The 17478-nt window shown below is 59.3% G+C and carries 17 protein-coding genes; 7 read left to right on the top strand and 10 right to left on the bottom strand.

Translation table 11 applies throughout. The annotated features are described in order from the left end of the window. The first annotated feature begins 22 nt into the window (after positions 1 to 22). Both ACQZ5G_RS04435 and ACQZ5G_RS04430 read left to right on the top strand, forming a co-directional pair. A complete protein-coding gene (locus ACQZ5G_RS04435) occupies positions 23 to 472 on the top strand; it encodes a DNA polymerase III subunit chi (protein WP_448737564.1) in 450 nt (149 codons plus the stop codon). 199 nt (positions 473 to 671) lie between these two features. Then, positions 672 to 1700: a sensor domain-containing diguanylate cyclase gene (locus ACQZ5G_RS04430; RefSeq protein ID WP_448737610.1), complete on the top strand. Its 1029-nt coding sequence runs from the start codon at positions 672 to 674 to the stop codon at positions 1698 to 1700. A 31-nt stretch (positions 1701 to 1731) separates the two neighbouring features. Here the strand turns inward: ACQZ5G_RS04430 and ACQZ5G_RS04425 are convergent, their stop codons facing one another. After that, positions 1732 to 2658, bottom strand: coding sequence for a Gfo/Idh/MocA family protein (locus tag ACQZ5G_RS04425; protein WP_142779000.1), 927 nt, complete (start codon positions 2656 to 2658; stop codon positions 1732 to 1734). A 334-nt stretch (positions 2659 to 2992) separates the two neighbouring features. Between ACQZ5G_RS04425 and ACQZ5G_RS04420 the strand changes: the two genes are divergently transcribed. Further along, positions 2993 to 4180 carry a diguanylate cyclase gene (locus ACQZ5G_RS04420; RefSeq protein WP_448737565.1) on the top strand — a complete coding sequence of 396 codons (1188 nt, stop codon included), beginning with the start codon at positions 2993 to 2995 and terminating at the stop codon, positions 4178 to 4180. Positions 4181 to 4290: 110 nt separating this feature from the next. Continuing rightward, positions 4291 to 6231, top strand: coding sequence for an EAL domain-containing protein (locus ACQZ5G_RS04415; RefSeq protein WP_003520749.1), 1941 nt, complete (start codon positions 4291 to 4293; stop codon positions 6229 to 6231). Between the two features lie 35 nt (positions 6232 to 6266). Here ACQZ5G_RS04415 and ACQZ5G_RS04410 read toward each other — a convergent pair whose 3' ends face one another. Next, on the bottom strand, positions 6267 to 8150 hold the full coding sequence (locus ACQZ5G_RS04410; RefSeq protein WP_003520751.1) for an ABC-F family ATP-binding cassette domain-containing protein: 1884 nt from the start codon (positions 8148 to 8150) through the stop codon (positions 6267 to 6269). 69 nt (positions 8151 to 8219) lie between these two features. Then, complete coding sequence (locus ACQZ5G_RS04405) at positions 8220 to 9266, bottom strand: GGDEF domain-containing protein (protein ID WP_448737566.1); 1047 nt, start codon at positions 9264 to 9266, stop codon at positions 8220 to 8222. 258 nt (positions 9267 to 9524) lie between these two features. On the opposite strand from ACQZ5G_RS04405, the gene ACQZ5G_RS04400 reads away from it, so the two are divergent. Then, positions 9525 to 10220, top strand: coding sequence for a glutathione S-transferase family protein (locus tag ACQZ5G_RS04400; RefSeq protein ID WP_020813408.1), 696 nt, complete (start codon positions 9525 to 9527; stop codon positions 10218 to 10220). Between the two features lie 103 nt (positions 10221 to 10323). Beyond that, complete coding sequence (ndk, locus tag ACQZ5G_RS04395) at positions 10324 to 10746, top strand: nucleoside-diphosphate kinase (protein WP_003496769.1); 423 nt, start codon at positions 10324 to 10326, stop codon at positions 10744 to 10746. Between the two features lie 99 nt (positions 10747 to 10845). Here the strand turns inward: ndk and ACQZ5G_RS04390 are convergent, their stop codons facing one another. After that, positions 10846 to 11358: a hypothetical protein gene (locus ACQZ5G_RS04390; RefSeq protein WP_448737567.1), complete on the bottom strand. Its 513-nt coding sequence runs from the start codon at positions 11356 to 11358 to the stop codon at positions 10846 to 10848. Beyond that, entirely contained in the window at positions 11355 to 11915 is a 561-nt protein-coding gene (locus tag ACQZ5G_RS04385; protein ID WP_448737568.1) for a CGNR zinc finger domain-containing protein, read from the bottom strand. Before ACQZ5G_RS04385 ends, ACQZ5G_RS04390 begins: the two co-directional genes overlap by 4 nt. Positions 11916 to 11967: 52 nt before the next feature. Between ACQZ5G_RS04385 and ACQZ5G_RS04380 the strand changes: the two genes are divergently transcribed. Further along, entirely contained in the window at positions 11968 to 12864 is an 897-nt protein-coding gene (locus ACQZ5G_RS04380) for a branched-chain amino acid ABC transporter permease (RefSeq protein WP_448737569.1), read from the top strand. A 111-nt stretch (positions 12865 to 12975) separates the two neighbouring features. Here ACQZ5G_RS04380 and ACQZ5G_RS04375 read toward each other — a convergent pair whose 3' ends face one another. From ACQZ5G_RS04375 to ACQZ5G_RS04355, 5 genes are all read right to left on the bottom strand, one after another. Further along, positions 12976 to 13431, bottom strand: a complete 456-nt coding sequence (locus ACQZ5G_RS04375) for a molybdenum cofactor biosynthesis protein MoaE (RefSeq protein ID WP_059752456.1) — start codon at positions 13429 to 13431, stop codon at positions 12976 to 12978. A gap of 4 nt (positions 13432 to 13435) precedes the next feature. Continuing rightward, positions 13436 to 13690 carry a molybdopterin converting factor subunit 1 gene (gene moaD / locus ACQZ5G_RS04370; protein ID WP_065654069.1) on the bottom strand — a complete coding sequence of 85 codons (255 nt, stop codon included), beginning with the start codon at positions 13688 to 13690 and terminating at the stop codon, positions 13436 to 13438. Next, positions 13690 to 14277, bottom strand: coding sequence for a CDP-diacylglycerol--glycerol-3-phosphate 3-phosphatidyltransferase (pgsA, locus tag ACQZ5G_RS04365; protein ID WP_003520759.1), 588 nt, complete (start codon positions 14275 to 14277; stop codon positions 13690 to 13692). Before pgsA ends, moaD begins: the two co-directional genes overlap by 1 nt. 103 nt (positions 14278 to 14380) lie before the next feature. After that, entirely contained in the window at positions 14381 to 16432 is a 2052-nt protein-coding gene (gene uvrC / locus ACQZ5G_RS04360; protein ID WP_448737570.1) for an excinuclease ABC subunit UvrC, read from the bottom strand. Next, entirely contained in the window at positions 16429 to 17217 is a 789-nt protein-coding gene (locus ACQZ5G_RS04355) for an SDR family oxidoreductase (protein ID WP_448737571.1), read from the bottom strand. Before ACQZ5G_RS04355 ends, uvrC begins: the two co-directional genes overlap by 4 nt. Between the last annotated feature and the right edge of the window lie 261 nt (positions 17218 to 17478).

Below are 17478 nucleotides of genomic sequence, written 5' to 3'. Positions count from 1 at the left end.
GAGCGGAGCGGCACGTCTGCGGATGACTGAAATTCTTTTTTACCATCTGACGGAATCGAAGCTGGAGGATGCTTTGCCGCCTTTGCTCGAGAAATCGCTGGAACGCGGCTGGAAAGTCGCGATCCAGACGGTGGGCGAGGAGCGCCGTGATTTCCTCGATACGCATTTGTGGACCTTTCGTGAAGATAGTTTCCTGCCGCACGCCACCGACACTTCGCCCGCACCGCAAAACCAGCCGATTCTCCTGACGGCGTCCGACGAGAACGCCAACGCGGCAAGTGTCCGCTTTCTCGTCGATGGCGCCGAGCCGCCGGCGGTCGAGGCTTATGAACGTATCGTATTCATGTTCGACGGATACGATGCCTACCAGCTCGAAATGGCGCGGAATCACTGGAAAAGGCTGAAAACAGAGGGACATTCCCTGACCTACTGGCAGCAGTCGCCTGAGGGCCGCTGGCAGAAGAAGGCCTGATCGCACCGCCGATTGGGCATCCCTACGATTGGTTCCATACGCAAACAGACCGGCAAAAATTCGCACGTAGCGTCAATTGCCGGTTTTTGCATTATGCGCCCGAAGGAAAGCTCCGAAACAGGCGTGGGCTTTCGTGGGGCGGGTCGTTTGATCCGGTCAAAAGCGGGCGCCGCAGACGAAACAGCAGAAGGACATGAGCATGGGGCAGGCGATTTCACGGCCGGACGGGGAAATGGAGCGTCTGGTCGCGGTGCGGTCGATCATGTCTTTCAAGAATGCCGAAATGCCGGAACTGAAGGTGCTGTCGCAATTGGGGCAGGGCGTTTTCGGTGTGCCCCGGGCGGCTGTCCATATCATTGACGAGGACTGGCTTCACATCGCCGAACAGGCGGGAATGGAGCTCTCGGAATGCCCGCGTGATCTTTCGATCTGCAACCGGGTCATTACCAGGCAGGACGTGGTGGTCATCTCCGATCTGACCGCGCATCCGGATTTCCGTTTCATGCCCTATGTAAAGGGCAGGCCCGAACTGCGTTCCTATGCCGGTGCGCCGATCGAGCTGGAGCCGGGCCTCATCGTCGGCGCTTTCTGTCTGGTCGATACGGCGCCGAGAAAATTCTCCGTTACGGAAATCGACAGCCTACGGCGTTTTGCGTTGCTGGCTGCCGCGCTTTTACGGCTTCAGAAGGCCAATTTCACCATGAGTCTGGCGGAGCGCGAATTGCGGGATGCGGCGATGACCGATCCGTTGACCGGTTTTTATAATCGCAAGGCTCTGGAAGCGATTGTCGATAACCAGCTTGGCGCGGCCCTGCGTGCAAACGAGGCCTTCGGTGTCCTTTATCTCGATCTGGATGGATTCAAGACGATCAACGATACTTTCGGCCATCCGGCGGGTGACCGCGTTCTGACCGAAGCTGCGGGACGCATCCGCAATGCGGTCCGCGGCGAGGATATCGTGGTGCGCATGGGCGGCGATGAATTCGCTATTTTCATACCCCGGCCGGGCACCGCGGAGGTGCTGAACGGACAGGCGGATCAGCTGCTTGCCGCCTTTCGCAAACCTTTCGACGTCGATGGGCAGGAGGTCAGCGCCCGTCTCAGCATAGGTGGCGCACTTGCCCCGCAGGCGGGTGCGGACCGCGCGACGCTTCTGCGGAGTGTCGACGAAGCGCTGTATCAGGCCAAAAAATCAGGGCGCGACCGTTTCGTCAGCCGCGCCCTATGAGGCATTGTCCTTCAGGAGGCGTTTCTGCCTCTCAGTCGTAGAAAGAATCCACGAATTTGTGGCGGCCGAGCAGGAAGGCATCGGCCACGTGGGTCAGCGGCGCGAGATCGACATCGGAACGGCCAGCCTTGATGATCTCCGAGAAACGCTCGTAAAGCGCCGGATATTCCCGCTCGGGCTGGGAGAGTTTTTCTTCGCCGTTGATCGAGAGCTTTGCGCCGCCTTCCGAAAGCACCATCCGTCCCGCCGCCGTCTCGGCAACGATATCCCAGCTCTGCTTGCCGGTCTGGCGCCAGTCGAATTCGGCATGGACCGGCGTTTTCGTCACATCGGAAAAATGCAGGTCGGCGGCGATCGGGGCGTCGCGGTTTTCCGGGAACTCCAGCGTCGCCTTGGTCAGAAACAGCGCGCGCGGCAGGATATGGGTGATGATCGAAAGCGCGTTGATGCCGGGGTCGAACACGCCGAGACCGCCCGCCTGCCAGATCCAGGCCTGGTTCGGGTGCCAGTGGCGCACATCCTCTTTCCAGATGACATGCACGCTGTCGATTTTCGTGGAAGCCAGGAACGCCTTCGCAGCCTCGACCGCCGGCGCATAACGCGAATGCCAGCTTGCAAACAGCGAAAGGCCCTTCTTGTCCGCCAGCCGGACGAGATCCTGCACTTCCGAAAGGGTGGCGCCCGGCGGCTTTTCGAGGAAGACGTGCTTGCCGGCATTCAGCGCCGCGTAGGCCGCCTCGTAACGATATTGCGGCGGCATGCACAGCGATACCGCATCGATATCGGGCACAGCTTCCAGCATGGCTTCGATGGTGCCATAGGAAGCGACGCCGTCCACGGTGCCGTGACGGCTTGCGGTGCAGATCAATTCAAAATCCGGATTGCCTGCAATGGCGGGAAGATGCTGGTCGCGAACGATTTTGCCGACGCCGACGATGGCAAGCTTGGTGGCTGACATGAAGTGGAACCCGTGTGAGTGCTGCATGGGATAAAGTGTGATTTTTACAAGTTTTTAGCAGAAACGATCAAAGGAGCAAGGTGATCGTTTCCATACGGCACGTCTTTTTTCAAGCTGTAACGTCATAACAAATTTCGCATGTGCATTCTTTTATTGTGTAGTATTTGAGAATAAAAAATACTATTTTGAATATTTAAGTGATATTTTTTGTTGATTGGCGGTTTTAATGTTAATTTTTTAAGGTATGTTCCGTAATTATTGATGTCAATTTCGTATTTTACTTTAATATATTTTGAGTGGCAGGTGTGTGGTGATTTTATTTAAAGATGACCGTTTGTCTGGCTTCGTTCAGAAAGTCAACGAAAGCAGCCGGCAATTCAATACATACGGATTGATTTTCGGTGTCATCCTCTACAATCTCTACGTGTTTGTGGACATAGGTCTGGTCCCGGAGATCATCTGGCTGGATCTGACAGTCCGCCTGTTTGTCATCACGCCGCTTCTGTTTCTTTATTTTCCTGCACGATATTATGCGTTCAGGATGCGGGCGGATGCCGTGGCGCACGAGGTCCTTCACGGGCTGGGCTGCATGTTGGTCGTCGCATCGATCATGTTCATCTATGCCAACGCGCAAACCTCGTCGGCGAGCGAATATTACATGGGCATCGTCACCGTCGTCCTTTATATGAATACGATACATCGCAAACCGTTTCCGCTTGCGGTTATGGGCACGGTCGGCTGCATGGCGGTTTTCATCGTCGGCATGGAATATGTCACGGTGACGAGCGAGGTAGCCAAGCTGCCGGCGATCATGTGTTCCGTCGGAATCAGCGCCGTCTCGCTGTTTGCGGCCTACCGTATCGAGCAGGTGGAAAGGCGGGACTATCTGGCGTCGCTACGTGAGAAGACCCTGGTGCAGCGGATTCAAACCGCAAATCACGAACTTCAGCAGCTTTCCAATACCGACCAGCTAACCGGCATCCGCAATCGCCGCAGCTTTGACGAGGCGGCGAGCGAGGCTTCGGGCGGCAGCGGCAGGCCGCGGGCGCTCATCCTTCTCGATGTCGACTATTTCAAGAACTACAATGACTCGGAGGGTCATGTGGCCGGCGATGACTGCCTGCGCAGGATCGCCGGCAGGCTGCGTAGCGCGCTTCGCAGGGACGATGGCGACAGAAGTTTCGTCGCGCGTTATGGTGGCGAGGAATTTGTGGTTCTGCTCGACAATTGCGTTGTTTCCGCCGCGCTCGCCATCGGCGAAAGACTGAGATTGGCTGTGATCGATGAGGCCATACCCCATCTCAACCGTCCCGACGGGCGGGAAATAGTCACGGTCAGCCTCGGCGTTGCCGTTTCCGGTGACGGCAGGGAAATCATATATGAGATGGTGAACCGGGCCGATATGGCGCTCTACGAGGCGAAGCGTCAGGGACGCGACCGGCTGGTGCTCGCCTCCGGGCATATGGGAACGATTGTCGGGCCGGCGGAACTTTACGGCATCGAAGCCGCGATGTCGGCATAGGATACTAAGGGCTTGGCGGCGCGCTATAAATTCTGTCCCGCGGGAAGCGGGATTTTTGAGCCATGTGCCGGAATTCCGGCGCCAGAACACATAATAACCGGGGAACGCAGATGATGGAATTGATCGCCGCACAAGCGGCAGCGTCGGCTGCCGAGCTTCCATTCCTGCTGCTTCAGGCGGCCGCCGTGATTGGCATGGTGTCCGTGCTTATCCTTCTGCGGCGAAACATTGCGCTCGAGGATCCTCGCTACAAAGTCTATTACGGCATCATTTTCGGAATGGCGGGCTTTCTGCTGACGCTGCTGGTGTCCGAGTTCATCAAGCTGCCCTCCAAACCCTATATCCGCTCCGACCTGCTGTTTCTGGCCGGGGTGCTGGGGTCTTGGCAGGGCGGGCTGATCAGCCTGTCCCTCGTGGCGGCCGCGCGTTTCGTGTTCGGCGGTCCCGTGCTGTTTTTTGCGGCCCTGCAGGACATGGTCGTCATTTCGGCCTGCGGCATCATCATGTATGGCTGGATGCGCAAGCGCCGCCTCGCCAATCTGGGAATTCGGGATATTCTCACCGTCTTCGCGGTCAGGTTCATCGCCGTGCTGCTTGCCATCTCGATCTCATTCGCTTTTGGGCTGGTCGACCAGGCACTGTTTTTGAGTGCAGTGGGCCGCCGAACGCTGGGCGCGGTCGCCGTCGGCCTGCCGATGATCTTCTGCCTGTTCATCCTTCTGCGCAGCGAAGCGCGGGCGCGGGAAGAGACAAGGAAACGCGAGGTGGCGGCGCGGACGGATGCATTGACCGGCCTGCCCAACCGGCGCGCCCTCAAAGACCATATAGAAGCGACGATGCGGCAGGAGCCGGCCGTTCCGCACGCCCTCATTCTGATCGAGATAGTCAATATTGCCGATGTCGCTGCCTGCGAGGGCGAGGACTGGAGCGATCTTTTCTGGCCGAGGCTGGCGCGGGAAATCTGCGACGGGGAAGACGGCCTGCTATGCAGGTCCACTACGCCCCGCAGCTTCATGTTCGGCGATACGACACTTGCGGTCGTCATGCGGGGGATTTCGCTGGAGAAGTCCGAAAGTGCGAAACTCATGATGCATCTGCATGACGGGTTGAGCGCATTTTGCCGCTCGGCGGAGGCGGGGCCGGTGCCGCATCTCAAAATCGGAGCGGCGAATCTGGACCGGCTTTCCCGGCAGAACGTAGCCTCCTTCCTCAGACACCTCAGCCTTGCGCTGAAGGGAAGCGATCATCCGGTGCAGATTTTCCCCTTCTCCTTTGCCGAGAAAGCGACACGGGACGAGGCGGTGCGGCAAATGCTGGTCAACTGGATCAAATCCGGCACGCCGCCAATTTGTTATCAGCCGAAATTCGAAATGCGCAATCGCCGCATGATCGGCGCAGAAGCGCTGCTGCGCGCGGTCGACGCGCGGGGGCAGGCGCTTTCGCCTTATTATGTGCTGGAGATCGCCGAACGCCATCGGCTACTGGTGGAATTCGAATGGTCGACAATCGAAGCCGTCGTGCGCGATCTTCGCGACCTGCACGGCCTCGAGGCGGATTTTCATCTGGCGGTGAATATTTCCGCTTCGTCCTTTGCGAGCGCGCATTTTGCAGACCGGGTCGTGGCGCTGCTGCATGAAATGGCGGTGCCGGCGCATCGCCTATCAATCGAAGTGACAGAGATGAGCAGGATACCGACCACGGATGTCGTACAGCAGAATTTCGATACGCTGATCGCCGCAGGCGTCCGGCTGGCGCTCGATGATTTCGGTACCGGTTATGCCGCCCTCACTTTGCTGGCGCGGTTCCCGTTCGAAGAGGTCAAGATCGATCACTGGATGACATCAAGGCTCGACCAGTCACGGTTCAGGGAGGCCATCGCGCTCGCCTTCGAGAGTGCGGAGCGTTACGGCGCAAAACTGGTGACGGAAGGCATAGAAACCGAGGAACAGAGCCGGCTCCTCATGCAGATGGGCATTCGCTTCGGGCAGGGTTATCTTTATTCCCCCGCCGTACCGCTCGACCGCCTGCAACCGCGCAGGGCATGCGCCTAGGACATCTCCGGTTTAACCGAAAGCGCAGTCGCGCATCACCCCGCCATTGCTTCCTCATATTCGCTCGAAAGCAGCAGCCATTGCTCCTCCGCATCCGAAAGCTTCGCGGCGGCCTCGCCGCGCTCCTTCACTTTCTGTGCGGCCTTGGCGGGCGCTTTTTCGTATAGGACGGGATCCGCCAGCTCGGCGTCGAGCGACTGAATCATTTTCTCAAGCTTCGCCGTCAGGGATTCGATTTCGTTGATCTTTTTCTTGAGCGGCGCAAGCTGGGCGCGCCTTTCCGCGCTTGCCTTGCGTTGATCGGCTTTGGAAGCCTGATCGGCCACAGCGTCGGTCTTGTCTTCCTTCTTCTTACCGGAGGAAACGACGAGATCGCGATATTCCTCCATATCGCCTTCGAAGGTCTTGACCGTGCCGTCAGCCACCAGCCACAGCCGGTCCACTGTCGCCTCGATGAGATGGCGGTCGTGCGAGATGAGGATGACCGCGCCGCTGTAATCGTTCAGCGCCTCGATCAGCGCACGGCGGCTGTCGATATCGAGATGGTTGGTCGGTTCGTCGAGGATGAGCAGGTTCGGCGCATGGAAGGCCGCAAGTCCCATCAGAAGCCGGGCCTTTTCACCACCGGAAAGGTCCTTTGCCGCCGTCGCCATCTTTTCGGTTGCGAGACCCATCTGCGCCACGCGGGAGCGCACCTGCGCCTCCGGGGCCAGCGGCATCAGCTTGCGCACATGTTCGACCGGCGTTTCATCCGGCACGAGGTCATCGAGCTGATGCTGCGCGAAGAAACCGATCTTCAGGCCAGGAGCGACGCGAAGATCGCCCGCCTGCGGCGCAAGCCGGCCGGAAATGAATTTCGCGAAGGTGGATTTGCCGTTGCCGTTGGAGCCGAGCAGCGCAATGCGGTCGTCATTGTCGATCCTGAGATTGAGCTGCTTCAGGATCGATTTCCCCGGCTCATAACCCACAGCCCCGCCATTGATGGCGACGATGGGCGAGGCGGGCTGCTTTTCCGGCTCCGGGAAGGTGATCGGCTGGACGTGATCCTCGATCACGGCGGCGACGGTGCCCATGCGCTCCAGCGCCTTGATGCGGCTCTGCGCCTGCCGCGCCTTGGTGGCCTTGGCGCGGAAACGGTCGATGAAGCTTTGCAGGTGCTTGCGTGCTGCATCGTTCTTCGCCTTCGCCTTCATCTGCAATTCGTCGGCCTCGGCCTTCTGCCGCTCGAACTGGTCGTAACCGCCGCGATAAAAGGTCAGCTTCTTCTGGTCGAGATGCACGATGGAGTTGACGGCATTGTTGAGAAGGTCGCGGTCGTGGCTGATGATGATGACGGTGTGCGGATAACGCCGGATATAATCCTCCAGCCAGAGCGTGCCTTCGAGGTCGAGATAGTTGGTCGGCTCATCGAGCAGAAGCAGGTCGGGTTCGGCAAACAGCACGGAGGCGAGCGCCACGCGCATGCGCCAGCCGCCGGAGAAGGAGGAGGCCGGGCGAAGCTGCGCTTCGTGATCGAAACCGAGGCCGGCAAGAATGCTGGAGGCGCGCGCTTCCGCCGAATGGGCGTCGATATCGACAAGCCGCATCTGGATTTCCGCGATACGGTGCGGATCGGTTGCGGTTTCCGCCTCGGCCAGAAGCGCGCTGCGCTCCTTGTCGGCCGAAAGCACGATGGAAATCAGCGATTCTTCGGTGCCTGGGGCTTCCTGCGCCACTTGGCCGATGCGCGCCTGTTTCGGGATTGTCACCGAACCGCTTTCCGCCGAGAAATCGCCGGTGATGACCCGGAACAGGGTGGATTTGCCGGCGCCATTGCGGCCAACAAGGCCCGCCTTCACACCGGCGGGAAGCGTCACGCTGGCATGGTCGAGAAGCAGACGCCCGGCGATACGGGCGGAAAGATCGGTAATCGTAATCATGGCGCCGTTTTGGCCGAACTGTCAGGCCAAGGCAAGAGCGCCCGCGCCACATCGGGCGAGATTAAACTGTCAATCGCCGAGCTGCGCCAGATAGCTGCTGCGGCTATGCTGCGCCACGTCCCGCGAATAACCGACGACGCAGTTGCGCGTGCCGCAGCGGGCCGAAAGCAGAGCGAGTTCGGCATGGCTGAAAAATTCGGCGGGCGTTGCGGTTCCATCCACCGCGGCGACGCCGATAGAAACCGTCAGATGTTCGCCATCGCCGCCAGTGGTCGCAAAGCGCAATGCCTCCACGCTTTGCCGCAACCGCTCAGCAATGGCCTCGGCCGTGTTTTGCGGCACGCCTGCAAACAGAAAGGCAAACTCATCGCCACCGATACGGGCGACGAAATCGTCCTTCTTGATGGTTTTGCGAAACAGGGCGGCAAGCCTTCTGAGCGCCTTGTTGCCGGCGGCGGAGCCATATTTGCCGTTGATTTCCCGGAAATGGTCGATATCCAGCAGCACCAGCGAGGTGGCGGATGCGGCCCGGTCCTTTGAAAAAAGAGCGCCAAGCTTTTCGAGAAAGGCCGCCCGGTTTGGCAGTGCCGTCAGCGCATCGCGCAGCGAGGCGGCCTGAAGCTCCCCACGGTTTCTTTCAACCTCGCGGATTTTCACCAGTCCCATGGCGATGAAATGCCGAAGGCTCGTCTGTTCTTCGTGGATATCGCCAAGCAACTCCACGAAGCGCTCCGTTGCGGGCGGCTCGCCATCCTCATCCTGCTCAAGGCTGGCCAGAAAAGTTTCGGTGCGCTGAAGGCTTGCATCCAGCCGCGCGGAAATCTGCGTCAGTGTATCGAAGGCCGCGCTTGCCATCTGTTCGGCTTCGATGCGCGAAAAGCCGGGCAGATTGTGCCGCTGGCCGATGAGGTCGATTTCATGCTGCTGCGGCGCATTGCCAAGCGCGAGCATGTCACGGCCCATGGCCGGATTGTGTCCGGACAATATTTCATAGATCAATTCATAATTGCGCGGCAAAGGTGCAATGTTCATCTTGGCGATGAACTGCGTGATCTTGGTAATGACAAGAGCGCTTCTTGCCTGTTCGCGTTTCTTATCGCCCGCCGATGTCGTCACTGACAGCCCCAATAGCAATGGATTATTATGAATGGACCGGCGATAACCGATTGTTGAACGGCGTTATTCTTACAAGCGACGGTTTAAAATAGAATAAATCCACAAAGAATTTTGCCGTCACGAAGCATGAATTCCGCGTTGTGGAAGGCGGTTGTGCCCCAAGCGTTCCTTGATCGATAATATGACAAATCCTGATTTGATTTCGGGCGGCGACCGTTTTTATATCGCTCCATCGATGTTGCAGAAGAGGGGCAGCCCATGACGACTTCCAGAACGCTCTATTCGCTATGCGGAAGCGATACTTCCCGGCCATTTTCTCCCCATTGCTGGAAAACCGTGCTTTCGCTGGCGCATAAGGGGCTGGATTTCGAGGAGCGGCCTTTACCCTTCACGGTGATCCCGACGGTGGAGGACGGTTTTTCGAAGACCGTGCCGATCCTGCGCGACGGCGACGAGCTGGTGAGCGACAGTTTCGAAATCGCGCTTTACCTGGACGAGGCTTATCCGGAGCGCCCGTCGCTGTTCAACGGCGAGGGCGGCAAGGCCATGGCCCGTTTCGTCGAAAGCTGGTCGCAGACGGTGCTTCACCCGGCCATCGTGCGCATCGCCGTGCTCGATATCCACAATATGCTGGACGAGCCGGATCGCCGTTATTTCCGCGATAGCCGCACGAAAGCGCTCGGCCGCCCGCTCGAGGATGTGGTGGCGAACCGCGAGGCGGAAATCGCAGCCTTTCCGGCATTGCTTGCGCCGATCCGGCGTATGCTGAGCTTCCAGCCTTTCATCGGCGGCACATCGCCGCTCTTTGCGGATTACATCGTGTTCGGCGCGCTGCAATGGGCGCGGATCACCACCGGAGCGGATTTGTTCGCCGATAACGACCCCGTGCGGGACTGGTTCGAAGGCTGCCTCGATCTCTACGATGCGAGAGGCCGCAGTGTGACAGCGGCGTGAAATGTCTGGCATCATCGTCGCAATCTCGTCGATCCCCCTTGTTTTCGGGCCTTTGGGCGGGTAAAGACCGCCCACTTTCTCTGAAGGAAAAGGAAACGGACATATGGCGATTGAACGCACATTTTCGATGATCAAGCCGGACGCAACCAAGCGTAACCTGACGGGCGCGATCACCAAGGTATTTGAAGACAACGGCCTGCGCGTCGTCGCCTCCAAGCGCGTCTGGATGAGCAAGCGCGAAGCCGAAGGCTTCTACGCCGTTCACAAAGAGCGCCCCTTCTTCGGCGAACTCGTTGAAGGCATGACCTCCGGCCCGACCATCGTTCAGGTTCTGGAAGGCGAAAACGCCATCCTCAAGAACCGCGAAATCATGGGCGCCACCAACCCGGCCCAGGCCGCTGAAGGCACCATCCGCAAGACCTTCGCGCTCTCCATCGGCGAAAACTCCGTTCACGGTTCCGACGCTCCGGAAACCGCCGCACAGGAAATCGCCTACTGGTTCGCCGAAACCGAAATCGTCGGCTGATTCAAAATCTCAACGGCTTGAATCGCTGTTGCAGGCGATTGCATGAAGCTGCTGAAAAGACTCGAAGAAACGGAGCCGAAAGGCTCCGTTTTTTTTGTTTCATGACGCCGGACACCCCTGAACCGGCCGCATATCCGTCGTGCCATCCGGTTTGAACACCTCCGGATTGGGCGTATAAAGCGGGCCGACCACCAACGGCTTGGCGGGAAGAAGCGACTGGTCGGTGTCGGAGCGGATCGTGGTTTCGATCGTCTGGCGAATGTCGCCTTCCGGCCCCTTTATGCGGATGGTGACCTTGTAGGGCCTGTCCTGCCTCACGCATTCCACCGGTGGGCTCTGAACCGTGATCTTTTCGTCTTTCGGGAAAATCTTCTCGCGACTGGTGAGGTCTGGACCGCCGCGCGGGTTTTCGAACGTCGCTTCCACCGTGCTGCCATCGCGAACGGGCGCGATGCGCTGGAGGGTCACCAGATAGGTGGCGACGGCGACGCGATAGTTGAAAACGAACATCCGGCCGGAAACCTTCGCCACTTCGCGCGGTTCGTCCCGCTGGCAGCCTGAAAGAGCGAGCATTCCCGCAATCGCCAGCAAGGGAAGGGCAATTCTTCTCATGATCGCACGTCCTTCTTCCGGTGATAGTGCCGGCTGGCTTTCTGCCGGTTGCCGCACACCGCCATATCGCACCAGATACGGCTTCTGTTCTTGCTGCGGTCGATGAAAAGCCAGCCGCAATTGCCGCAGATCCGCAGCCGCTCCTTTGTCTCACCGGCAAGCAGCGAGAGGGCGGAATGGGCGGTGGCGTTGCCGAGATTTTCGGCAAGCGGAAACGTCCGCAGCGCCGTGCCGCAGGCGAAGAGAAGTCCGGCCAGCCTGTCGTCGTCATCGTCGTCGCCGGCAATGGCGGCGCGGAAATAATCGTCGACAGCCTCGCGAAGATCGAGAAAAACCGCCTGCTTTTCCGCCTCGGGCGCAATGAGCGTGGGAAACCTGTCACGTTCCGCACCGAGCCTTGTGGCCGCTTCGGCAAAGGCTGCGATCTGCGCCGACACGGCGAAACGGTCGACTGATTTTGCCGCATCCGCGCGCAGGATCACGCTATTGGCGACATCCAGCGCCAATGCGCCGCCTGCGAAACGATGTTGCGTCCAGCGAAAGGTCATACCGCACATTATAACTGTCAAAATGAGTTTTAACAGTTATAATCATGGCGGGAGGACGCGCTTGGCCTATTTCCTGCAACAATTGCTGAATGCTGTGCCGGTCGCCTCGCTTTATGCGGTTCTGGCCTTTGGTTATGCCATCGCCTTTTCGGTCACCAAACGCGCCGATGTCACCTATGGCGCCATATTCGCCTTTGCCGGCCAGACCTGCCTGTTATTTGCGGATTTCGGCTGGAACCGGCTGTGGCTGGTTCTGCCTGCAACATTGGCGCTCGGGGCAGGGGCAGGCCTGTTCGGCGGGCTGTGGGCGGCGGGTTTTGTCGGCAGGGCGGTGATGCGGCCGCTGGCGAAAGCCTCTCCCAATGCCGTGACCGTCGCCTCCGTCGGCGTGCTGATCGCGCTGACCGAAAGCGCGAGGCTGGCCGCCGACACAAGGCAATTATGGCTGCCGCCGCTTCTATCTCAGCCGGTGCGCTTCTGGGCCGATGGCGGCTTTGCCGTGACCCTGACGCCGATGCAGATGCTGAACACGGGGGCCTTCTGCCTGCTCATTCTCGCAGGGTCGTTTTATCTTGGCCGTTCCGCTTTCGGCAGGCGCTGGAAGGCGGTCTCGGACGATGCTTTCGCCGCCGCCTTATGCGGGGTGAATGCGGGCCGGATATTTCTCGTTTCCTATTGTGCGGCGGGCCTCGTTGCCGCCATCGCCGGCGTGCTGGCCACATTCTATTACGGCACCATGGATTTCGGCGCCGGTCTGGTCTTTGGGCTGAAGGTGGTGCTGATTTCGGCGGCAGGCGGTTATGCCAGCCCGCTCATCTGCGGCCTTGGGGCCGCCGCCGTCGGCTTTGCGGAAACTTTCTGGGTCGGTTACGGACCGGCCGCCTGGCGCGATGCGGTGGTTCTGGCGATGCTGGTCGGCTGGCTGATTGTCATGCGCAGCAGGGTGGAAGCACCCTGAGTCTGGCCCCTAGAGCGCTTTCGCGTTTCTTCGAATCGCGAAAGCGCTCTAACTCTTTGTCTCGTCGCATTTCCGGACGGAAAACCGGGCTCCACTTTTCCTGGAAATGCTCTATCGCCACTTGTCCTTCGCCGTGTCATCGGTTGTCTTTGCCGCAACCCAGTCGCCCGCCGAGCCATCCTTGCCATGTTCCTTTTTCCAGAACGGGGCGGATGTCTTGAGATAATCCATCACGAAATTGGCGCCATCGAAGGCGGCCTGTCGATGCGATGACGCTGCGATGACGAGGACGATGTTTTCGCCGGTGGCGATCTTGCCGTGGCGGTGGATGGCGGTGAGGCCAAGCAGGCCGAAACGCTCCATGGCAAGTTTGGCGATGCGGGTTATTTCCGCCTCCGCCATGCCGGGATAGTGTTCAAGCTCCAGCGCCGCAAGCGTGCCGCCATCATCCCGACAGAGCCCGGTGAAGGCCACGACCGCGCCGATGCTCCTGTCACCTTCCGTCAGCCGGCGGGTTTCTTCCGCAGCGTCGAAATCCTCTGCCTGCACGCGGACCGTCGGCTGCATCCGCTCATCCCCCTGTCATCGGCGGGAAGATGCCGATCTCGCGCGCGCCGACGATGCTTTCATCATGCTCGACATGCTCCTGATTGACGGCGACGCGGATCACATTGGGAAACTCGAAGGCAGCTTCGTAATTTTCACCGCGCGTCGCAAGCCAGGCGATCAGCTCGCCGGCGGTGGTGACGGAGGAGGGGATGTCCAGCTCTTCTTCGTCCGTGCCGATCTTCTCGCGAACCCAGGCGAAATAAACGATCCTTGTCATCAGTCTTCGTCCACGATGTGCTTCAGGCCGGCCTTGAAGTAATCATAGCCGGTATACATGGTCAGCGCCGCCGCGATCCACAGCAGGGTAATGCCCATTTCGGTCGTGTAGGGCAGCACCTTGTCGCCCGCAGGACCCGCGAGCAGGAAGGCGATGGCGACCATCTGGATGGTGGTCTTCCATTTGGCGATGCGGGTGACGGGAACGCTGACCTTCAGCGCCGCCAGATATTCGCGCAGGCCCGAGACCAGAATTTCGCGGCAGAGAATGGTGATGGCCGCCCAGAGCGACCAGCCGGCAATGGTGCCATCCGCAGCCATCAGAAGCAGGACGGAGGCGACCAGCAGCTTGTCGGCGATCGGGTCCAGCATGCGGCCGATATTCGACGTCTGGTTCCAGATGCGCGCGAGATAACCATCGAGGAAATCGGTCAGCGAGGCGATGATGAACAGCCACAATGCCGTCCAGCGCGCGAAATCCGAGCTTTCCAGTTTCCCTTCGATGTAAAAGCACAAAACGATGACAGGAACCGCGAGGATGCGGCCATAGGTGAGTAGGTTGGGAATGCTGTATGCGCGCGAAGCCATGGGAAACCTGTCAGTCTAAGATTAGCTGCCTTGATGCCGCCGCCAGGGCATAGCGTCAACATGTGATTATGTTTTTTTAGCAGTTCGCCACGACGGCGCGGCATCAATCGCTGCCGCTCTCGTGGAAGTGATTGTAGATTTGTCGCGCTACCGTCTCGGAAATACCGCTGACAGCCATCAGATCGTTGAGGCCGGCGCGGGAAACCGCCTTGGCCGTGCCGAAATGCTGCAGCAGGGAGCGCTTGCGGCCCGGACCGATTCCCGAGATTTCGTCGAGCGGATTGCGCACCATTTCCTTCTTGCGCCGCGCCCGGTGCGAGCCGATGGCGAAGCGGTGCGCTTCATCGCGCATACGCTGAATGAAATAGAGCACGGGATCGCGCGGCGGCAGCGAAAAATCGCTGCGCCCATCCGCAAAGAAGCGTTCGCGGCCCGCCTCGCGGTCCACACCCTTGGCGACGCCGATGGCGGTCACACAGTCGCGAATGCCGAGTTCGTCGAGAATGGCCCGTACCGCCGTCATCTGCCCCTGACCGCCATCGATCAGGATCACATCGGGCCAGGCGGGGAAGGGCATATCGGCGGCTTCCTCCGGCGTCGGTGTCTGCGTCGGCCCACGGTCGGGCTTTCCCTCTTCCTTCAACAGACGCGAGAAGCGACGGGTCATCACCTCGCGCATCATGCCGAAGTCGTCACCGGGGGTGATGTCGGTCGATTTGATGTTGAACTTGCGGTACTGGTTCTTCACGAAACCTTCCGGCCCCGCCACCACCATGCCGCCCACTGCATTGGTGCCCATGATATGGGAGTTATCGTAAATCTCGATCCGGCGCGGCACATAGGAAAGACCGAAGGTTTCCGCAAAACCTTTCAGCAGCCGCGCCTGAGACGAGGTTTCCGCCAGCTTGCGGCCATGCGCCTCGCGGGCATTGGCGAGCACATGGTCGGTGATGTCCTTCTTCTCGCCGCGCTGCGGCACGCTGATGGTAACCTTGTGCCCGGCCTTTTCGCCGAGTGCTGCGGCCAGCAGTTCCTGCTCCTCCACCGTTTCGGAAAGCAGGATTTGCTTCGGCACCGGCTTGTCGTCGTAAAATTGCGCCAGGAACGCGTTGAGGATTTCCGAGCCGGGCAGGGAAGGGTCGGCCTTGGGGAAATAGGCGCGGTTGCCCCAGTTCTGGCCGGTGCGGAAAAAGAACACCTGAATGCAGGAGATGCCGCCTTCATGGTGGATGGCGAAGACATCCGCTTCCTCGATGCCGGCGGGATTGATGCCCTGATGGCTCTGGACATGCGAAAGTGCGGCCAGCCGGTCGCGATAGACGGCGGCGCGCTCGAAATCGAGGTCCTCGGCCGCCTCGTTCATCTGCCGCGCAATCGCGGTCTTGACGCTCTGGCTCTTGCCGGACAGGAAATCCTTGGCTTCCTTGACGAGCTCTTCATACCCCTGATCGCTGATCTCATGCGTACAGGGGCCGGAACAGCGCTTGATCTGGTAAAGAAGACAGGGGCGCGTGCGGGTTTCGAAGACGCTGTCGGTGCAGGTGCGGATCAAAAAGGCGCGTTGCAGTGAATTGATCGTGCGCCCGACCGCGCCGGCCGACGCAAAGGGGCCGAAATAATCGCCCTTGCGCGCCCGCGCTCCACGGTGTTTGAAAATCGCCGGCGCGCGGTTGTCTGCGGTAATGAGAATATAGGGAAAGGACTTGTCGTCGCGCAAAAGCACATTAAAGCGCGGCCGCAAGCGCTTGATGAGATTCGCTTCCAGAAGAAGCGCCTCGGTTTCCGTGCGGGTGGTGACGAATTCCATATGGGCGGTCAGCCGCACCATCTGGGCAATGCGGTTGGAATGCACGCGGCCCTGCGCGTAATTGCCGACACGCTTCTTCAGCGAGCGCGCCTTGCCGACATAAAGAACGTCGTTCGCCTCGTTGAACATGCGATAGACGCCCGGCGCATTCGGCAGGTGTTTGACGAATTCGCCGATCAGATCCATGCCCTTCAGGCCGGATTCGTTCTTCCAGCCCGCATTCCAGTCCATGCCGGCAACGTCGCTCGATGCCTCGGCCGCATCGGTCGCGGCAAGGTTTGCATCGTCGTCTTCGTCGTCGGTTTCATCGAAGAGAATACCGCCATCAGGCAGCTTCTTTCCGTTCATTCATTTATCTCCGCCACGTCAGGGGTTTCCCAGCCAAGATGCTGGCCGCCGTCGAGCGCGATCATTTGTCCGGTGACCGACGGCGTGTCGAAAAGAAAGCGAATCGTCCGCCCGAACTCGTCCGGTGCGGGACCACGCTTTAATATAAGGCCGTCGATCTGCGCCTGAAAGTCCTCGGGCGCCTGTCTTTCGCTTTTGAAGGTGGGACCCGGCCCGATGGCGTTGACCCGCACACGCGGCGCAAAGCTCTGCGCCATCGTCCGCGTGGCCGTCCAGAGCGCCGATTTCGAAAGCGTATAGGAATAAAACCGTGGCGTGAGCGCAAGCACGCGCTGGTCGATGATATTGACGATCAGCCCGGATTTATCGGCGGGCAGCTGCTCGACAAAGGCGGCGGCGATGAGGGAGGGCGCCCGCACATGCACGGCGAAATGCGCGTCGAAGATCGCCGGATCGGGCTTGTCCGCCGAGTCGTCGAGAAAAACCGACGCGTTATTGATAACGACGCCGATAGGCCCCAGCACTGACGCAGCCTGTTCGATGAGCCCCGAAGCAGGCCCGGATTGTGTCAGATCCGCCTGAACGGCAACGGCCTTGCCACCTTTCTGCCTCATTTCGTTAGCGAATTCCTCGGCGCTGGCCATGGATGCATTGGCATGGACGGCGATGGCGAAGCCATGGGCGGCCAGATCGGTGGCGATTGCCCGCCCGAGCCGGCGGGCGGCTCCCGTTATCAAGACTGTCTTTTGTATATTTTCTTTCACGGCTGACCTGCATTTGCTCATATCCGTCCTATTTGCTGGATATAAATGCAAATCGCAAGCTGTCCATCGGCCCCAAAAGAATTGGGCGATTTTTTATTCGCAATGCAATTTCGGTTTAATTTGAATATAACTAAGTTTAAAGGCGATCTATTGCTGGTTAGGCTTCTGTTAGGGTTAATAAACCCCTTGTGGCAATTAGGCAACGTCTAATTCTAGTCACGTCGCTGCCCCAAACAATTCACATTTTGGCTCTTTGATCTCCGCATTCTCCTATCAAATTCA

Source organism: Agrobacterium sp. 22-214-1 (assembly GCF_053522465.1).
This window is presented reverse-complemented; position numbering and strand designations above follow the sequence as displayed.

What these genes read in the sequence shown, in the direction of transcription:
- ACQZ5G_RS04415 (WP_003520749.1), top strand. Translation starts at nt 4,291, where the DNA reads ATGATGGAATTGATCGCCGCACAAGCGGCAGCGTCGGCTGCCGAGCTT.
- ACQZ5G_RS04355 (WP_448737571.1), bottom strand. Translation starts at nt 17,217, where the DNA reads ATGAGCAAATGCAGGTCAGCCGTGAAAGAAAATATACAAAAGACAGTC.
- ACQZ5G_RS04400 (WP_020813408.1), top strand. Translation starts at nt 9,525, where the DNA reads ATGACGACTTCCAGAACGCTCTATTCGCTATGCGGAAGCGATACTTCC.
- moaD (WP_065654069.1), bottom strand. Translation starts at nt 13,690, where the DNA reads ATGACAAGGATCGTTTATTTCGCCTGGGTTCGCGAGAAGATCGGCACG.
- pgsA (WP_003520759.1), bottom strand. Translation starts at nt 14,277, where the DNA reads ATGGCTTCGCGCGCATACAGCATTCCCAACCTACTCACCTATGGCCGC.
- ACQZ5G_RS04410 (WP_003520751.1), bottom strand. Translation starts at nt 8,150, where the DNA reads ATGATTACGATTACCGATCTTTCCGCCCGTATCGCCGGGCGTCTGCTT.
- uvrC (WP_448737570.1), bottom strand. Translation starts at nt 16,432, where the DNA reads ATGAACGGAAAGAAGCTGCCTGATGGCGGTATTCTCTTCGATGAAACC.
- ACQZ5G_RS04435 (WP_448737564.1), top strand. Translation starts at nt 23, where the DNA reads ATGACTGAAATTCTTTTTTACCATCTGACGGAATCGAAGCTGGAGGAT.
- ACQZ5G_RS04390 (WP_448737567.1), bottom strand. Translation starts at nt 11,358, where the DNA reads ATGAGAAGAATTGCCCTTCCCTTGCTGGCGATTGCGGGAATGCTCGCT.
- ndk (WP_003496769.1), top strand. Translation starts at nt 10,324, where the DNA reads ATGGCGATTGAACGCACATTTTCGATGATCAAGCCGGACGCAACCAAG.
- ACQZ5G_RS04385 (WP_448737568.1), bottom strand. Translation starts at nt 11,915, where the DNA reads ATGTGCGGTATGACCTTTCGCTGGACGCAACATCGTTTCGCAGGCGGC.
- ACQZ5G_RS04430 (WP_448737610.1), top strand. Translation starts at nt 672, where the DNA reads ATGGGGCAGGCGATTTCACGGCCGGACGGGGAAATGGAGCGTCTGGTC.
- ACQZ5G_RS04375 (WP_059752456.1), bottom strand. Translation starts at nt 13,431, where the DNA reads ATGCAGCCGACGGTCCGCGTGCAGGCAGAGGATTTCGACGCTGCGGAA.
- ACQZ5G_RS04425 (WP_142779000.1), bottom strand. Translation starts at nt 2,658, where the DNA reads ATGTCAGCCACCAAGCTTGCCATCGTCGGCGTCGGCAAAATCGTTCGC.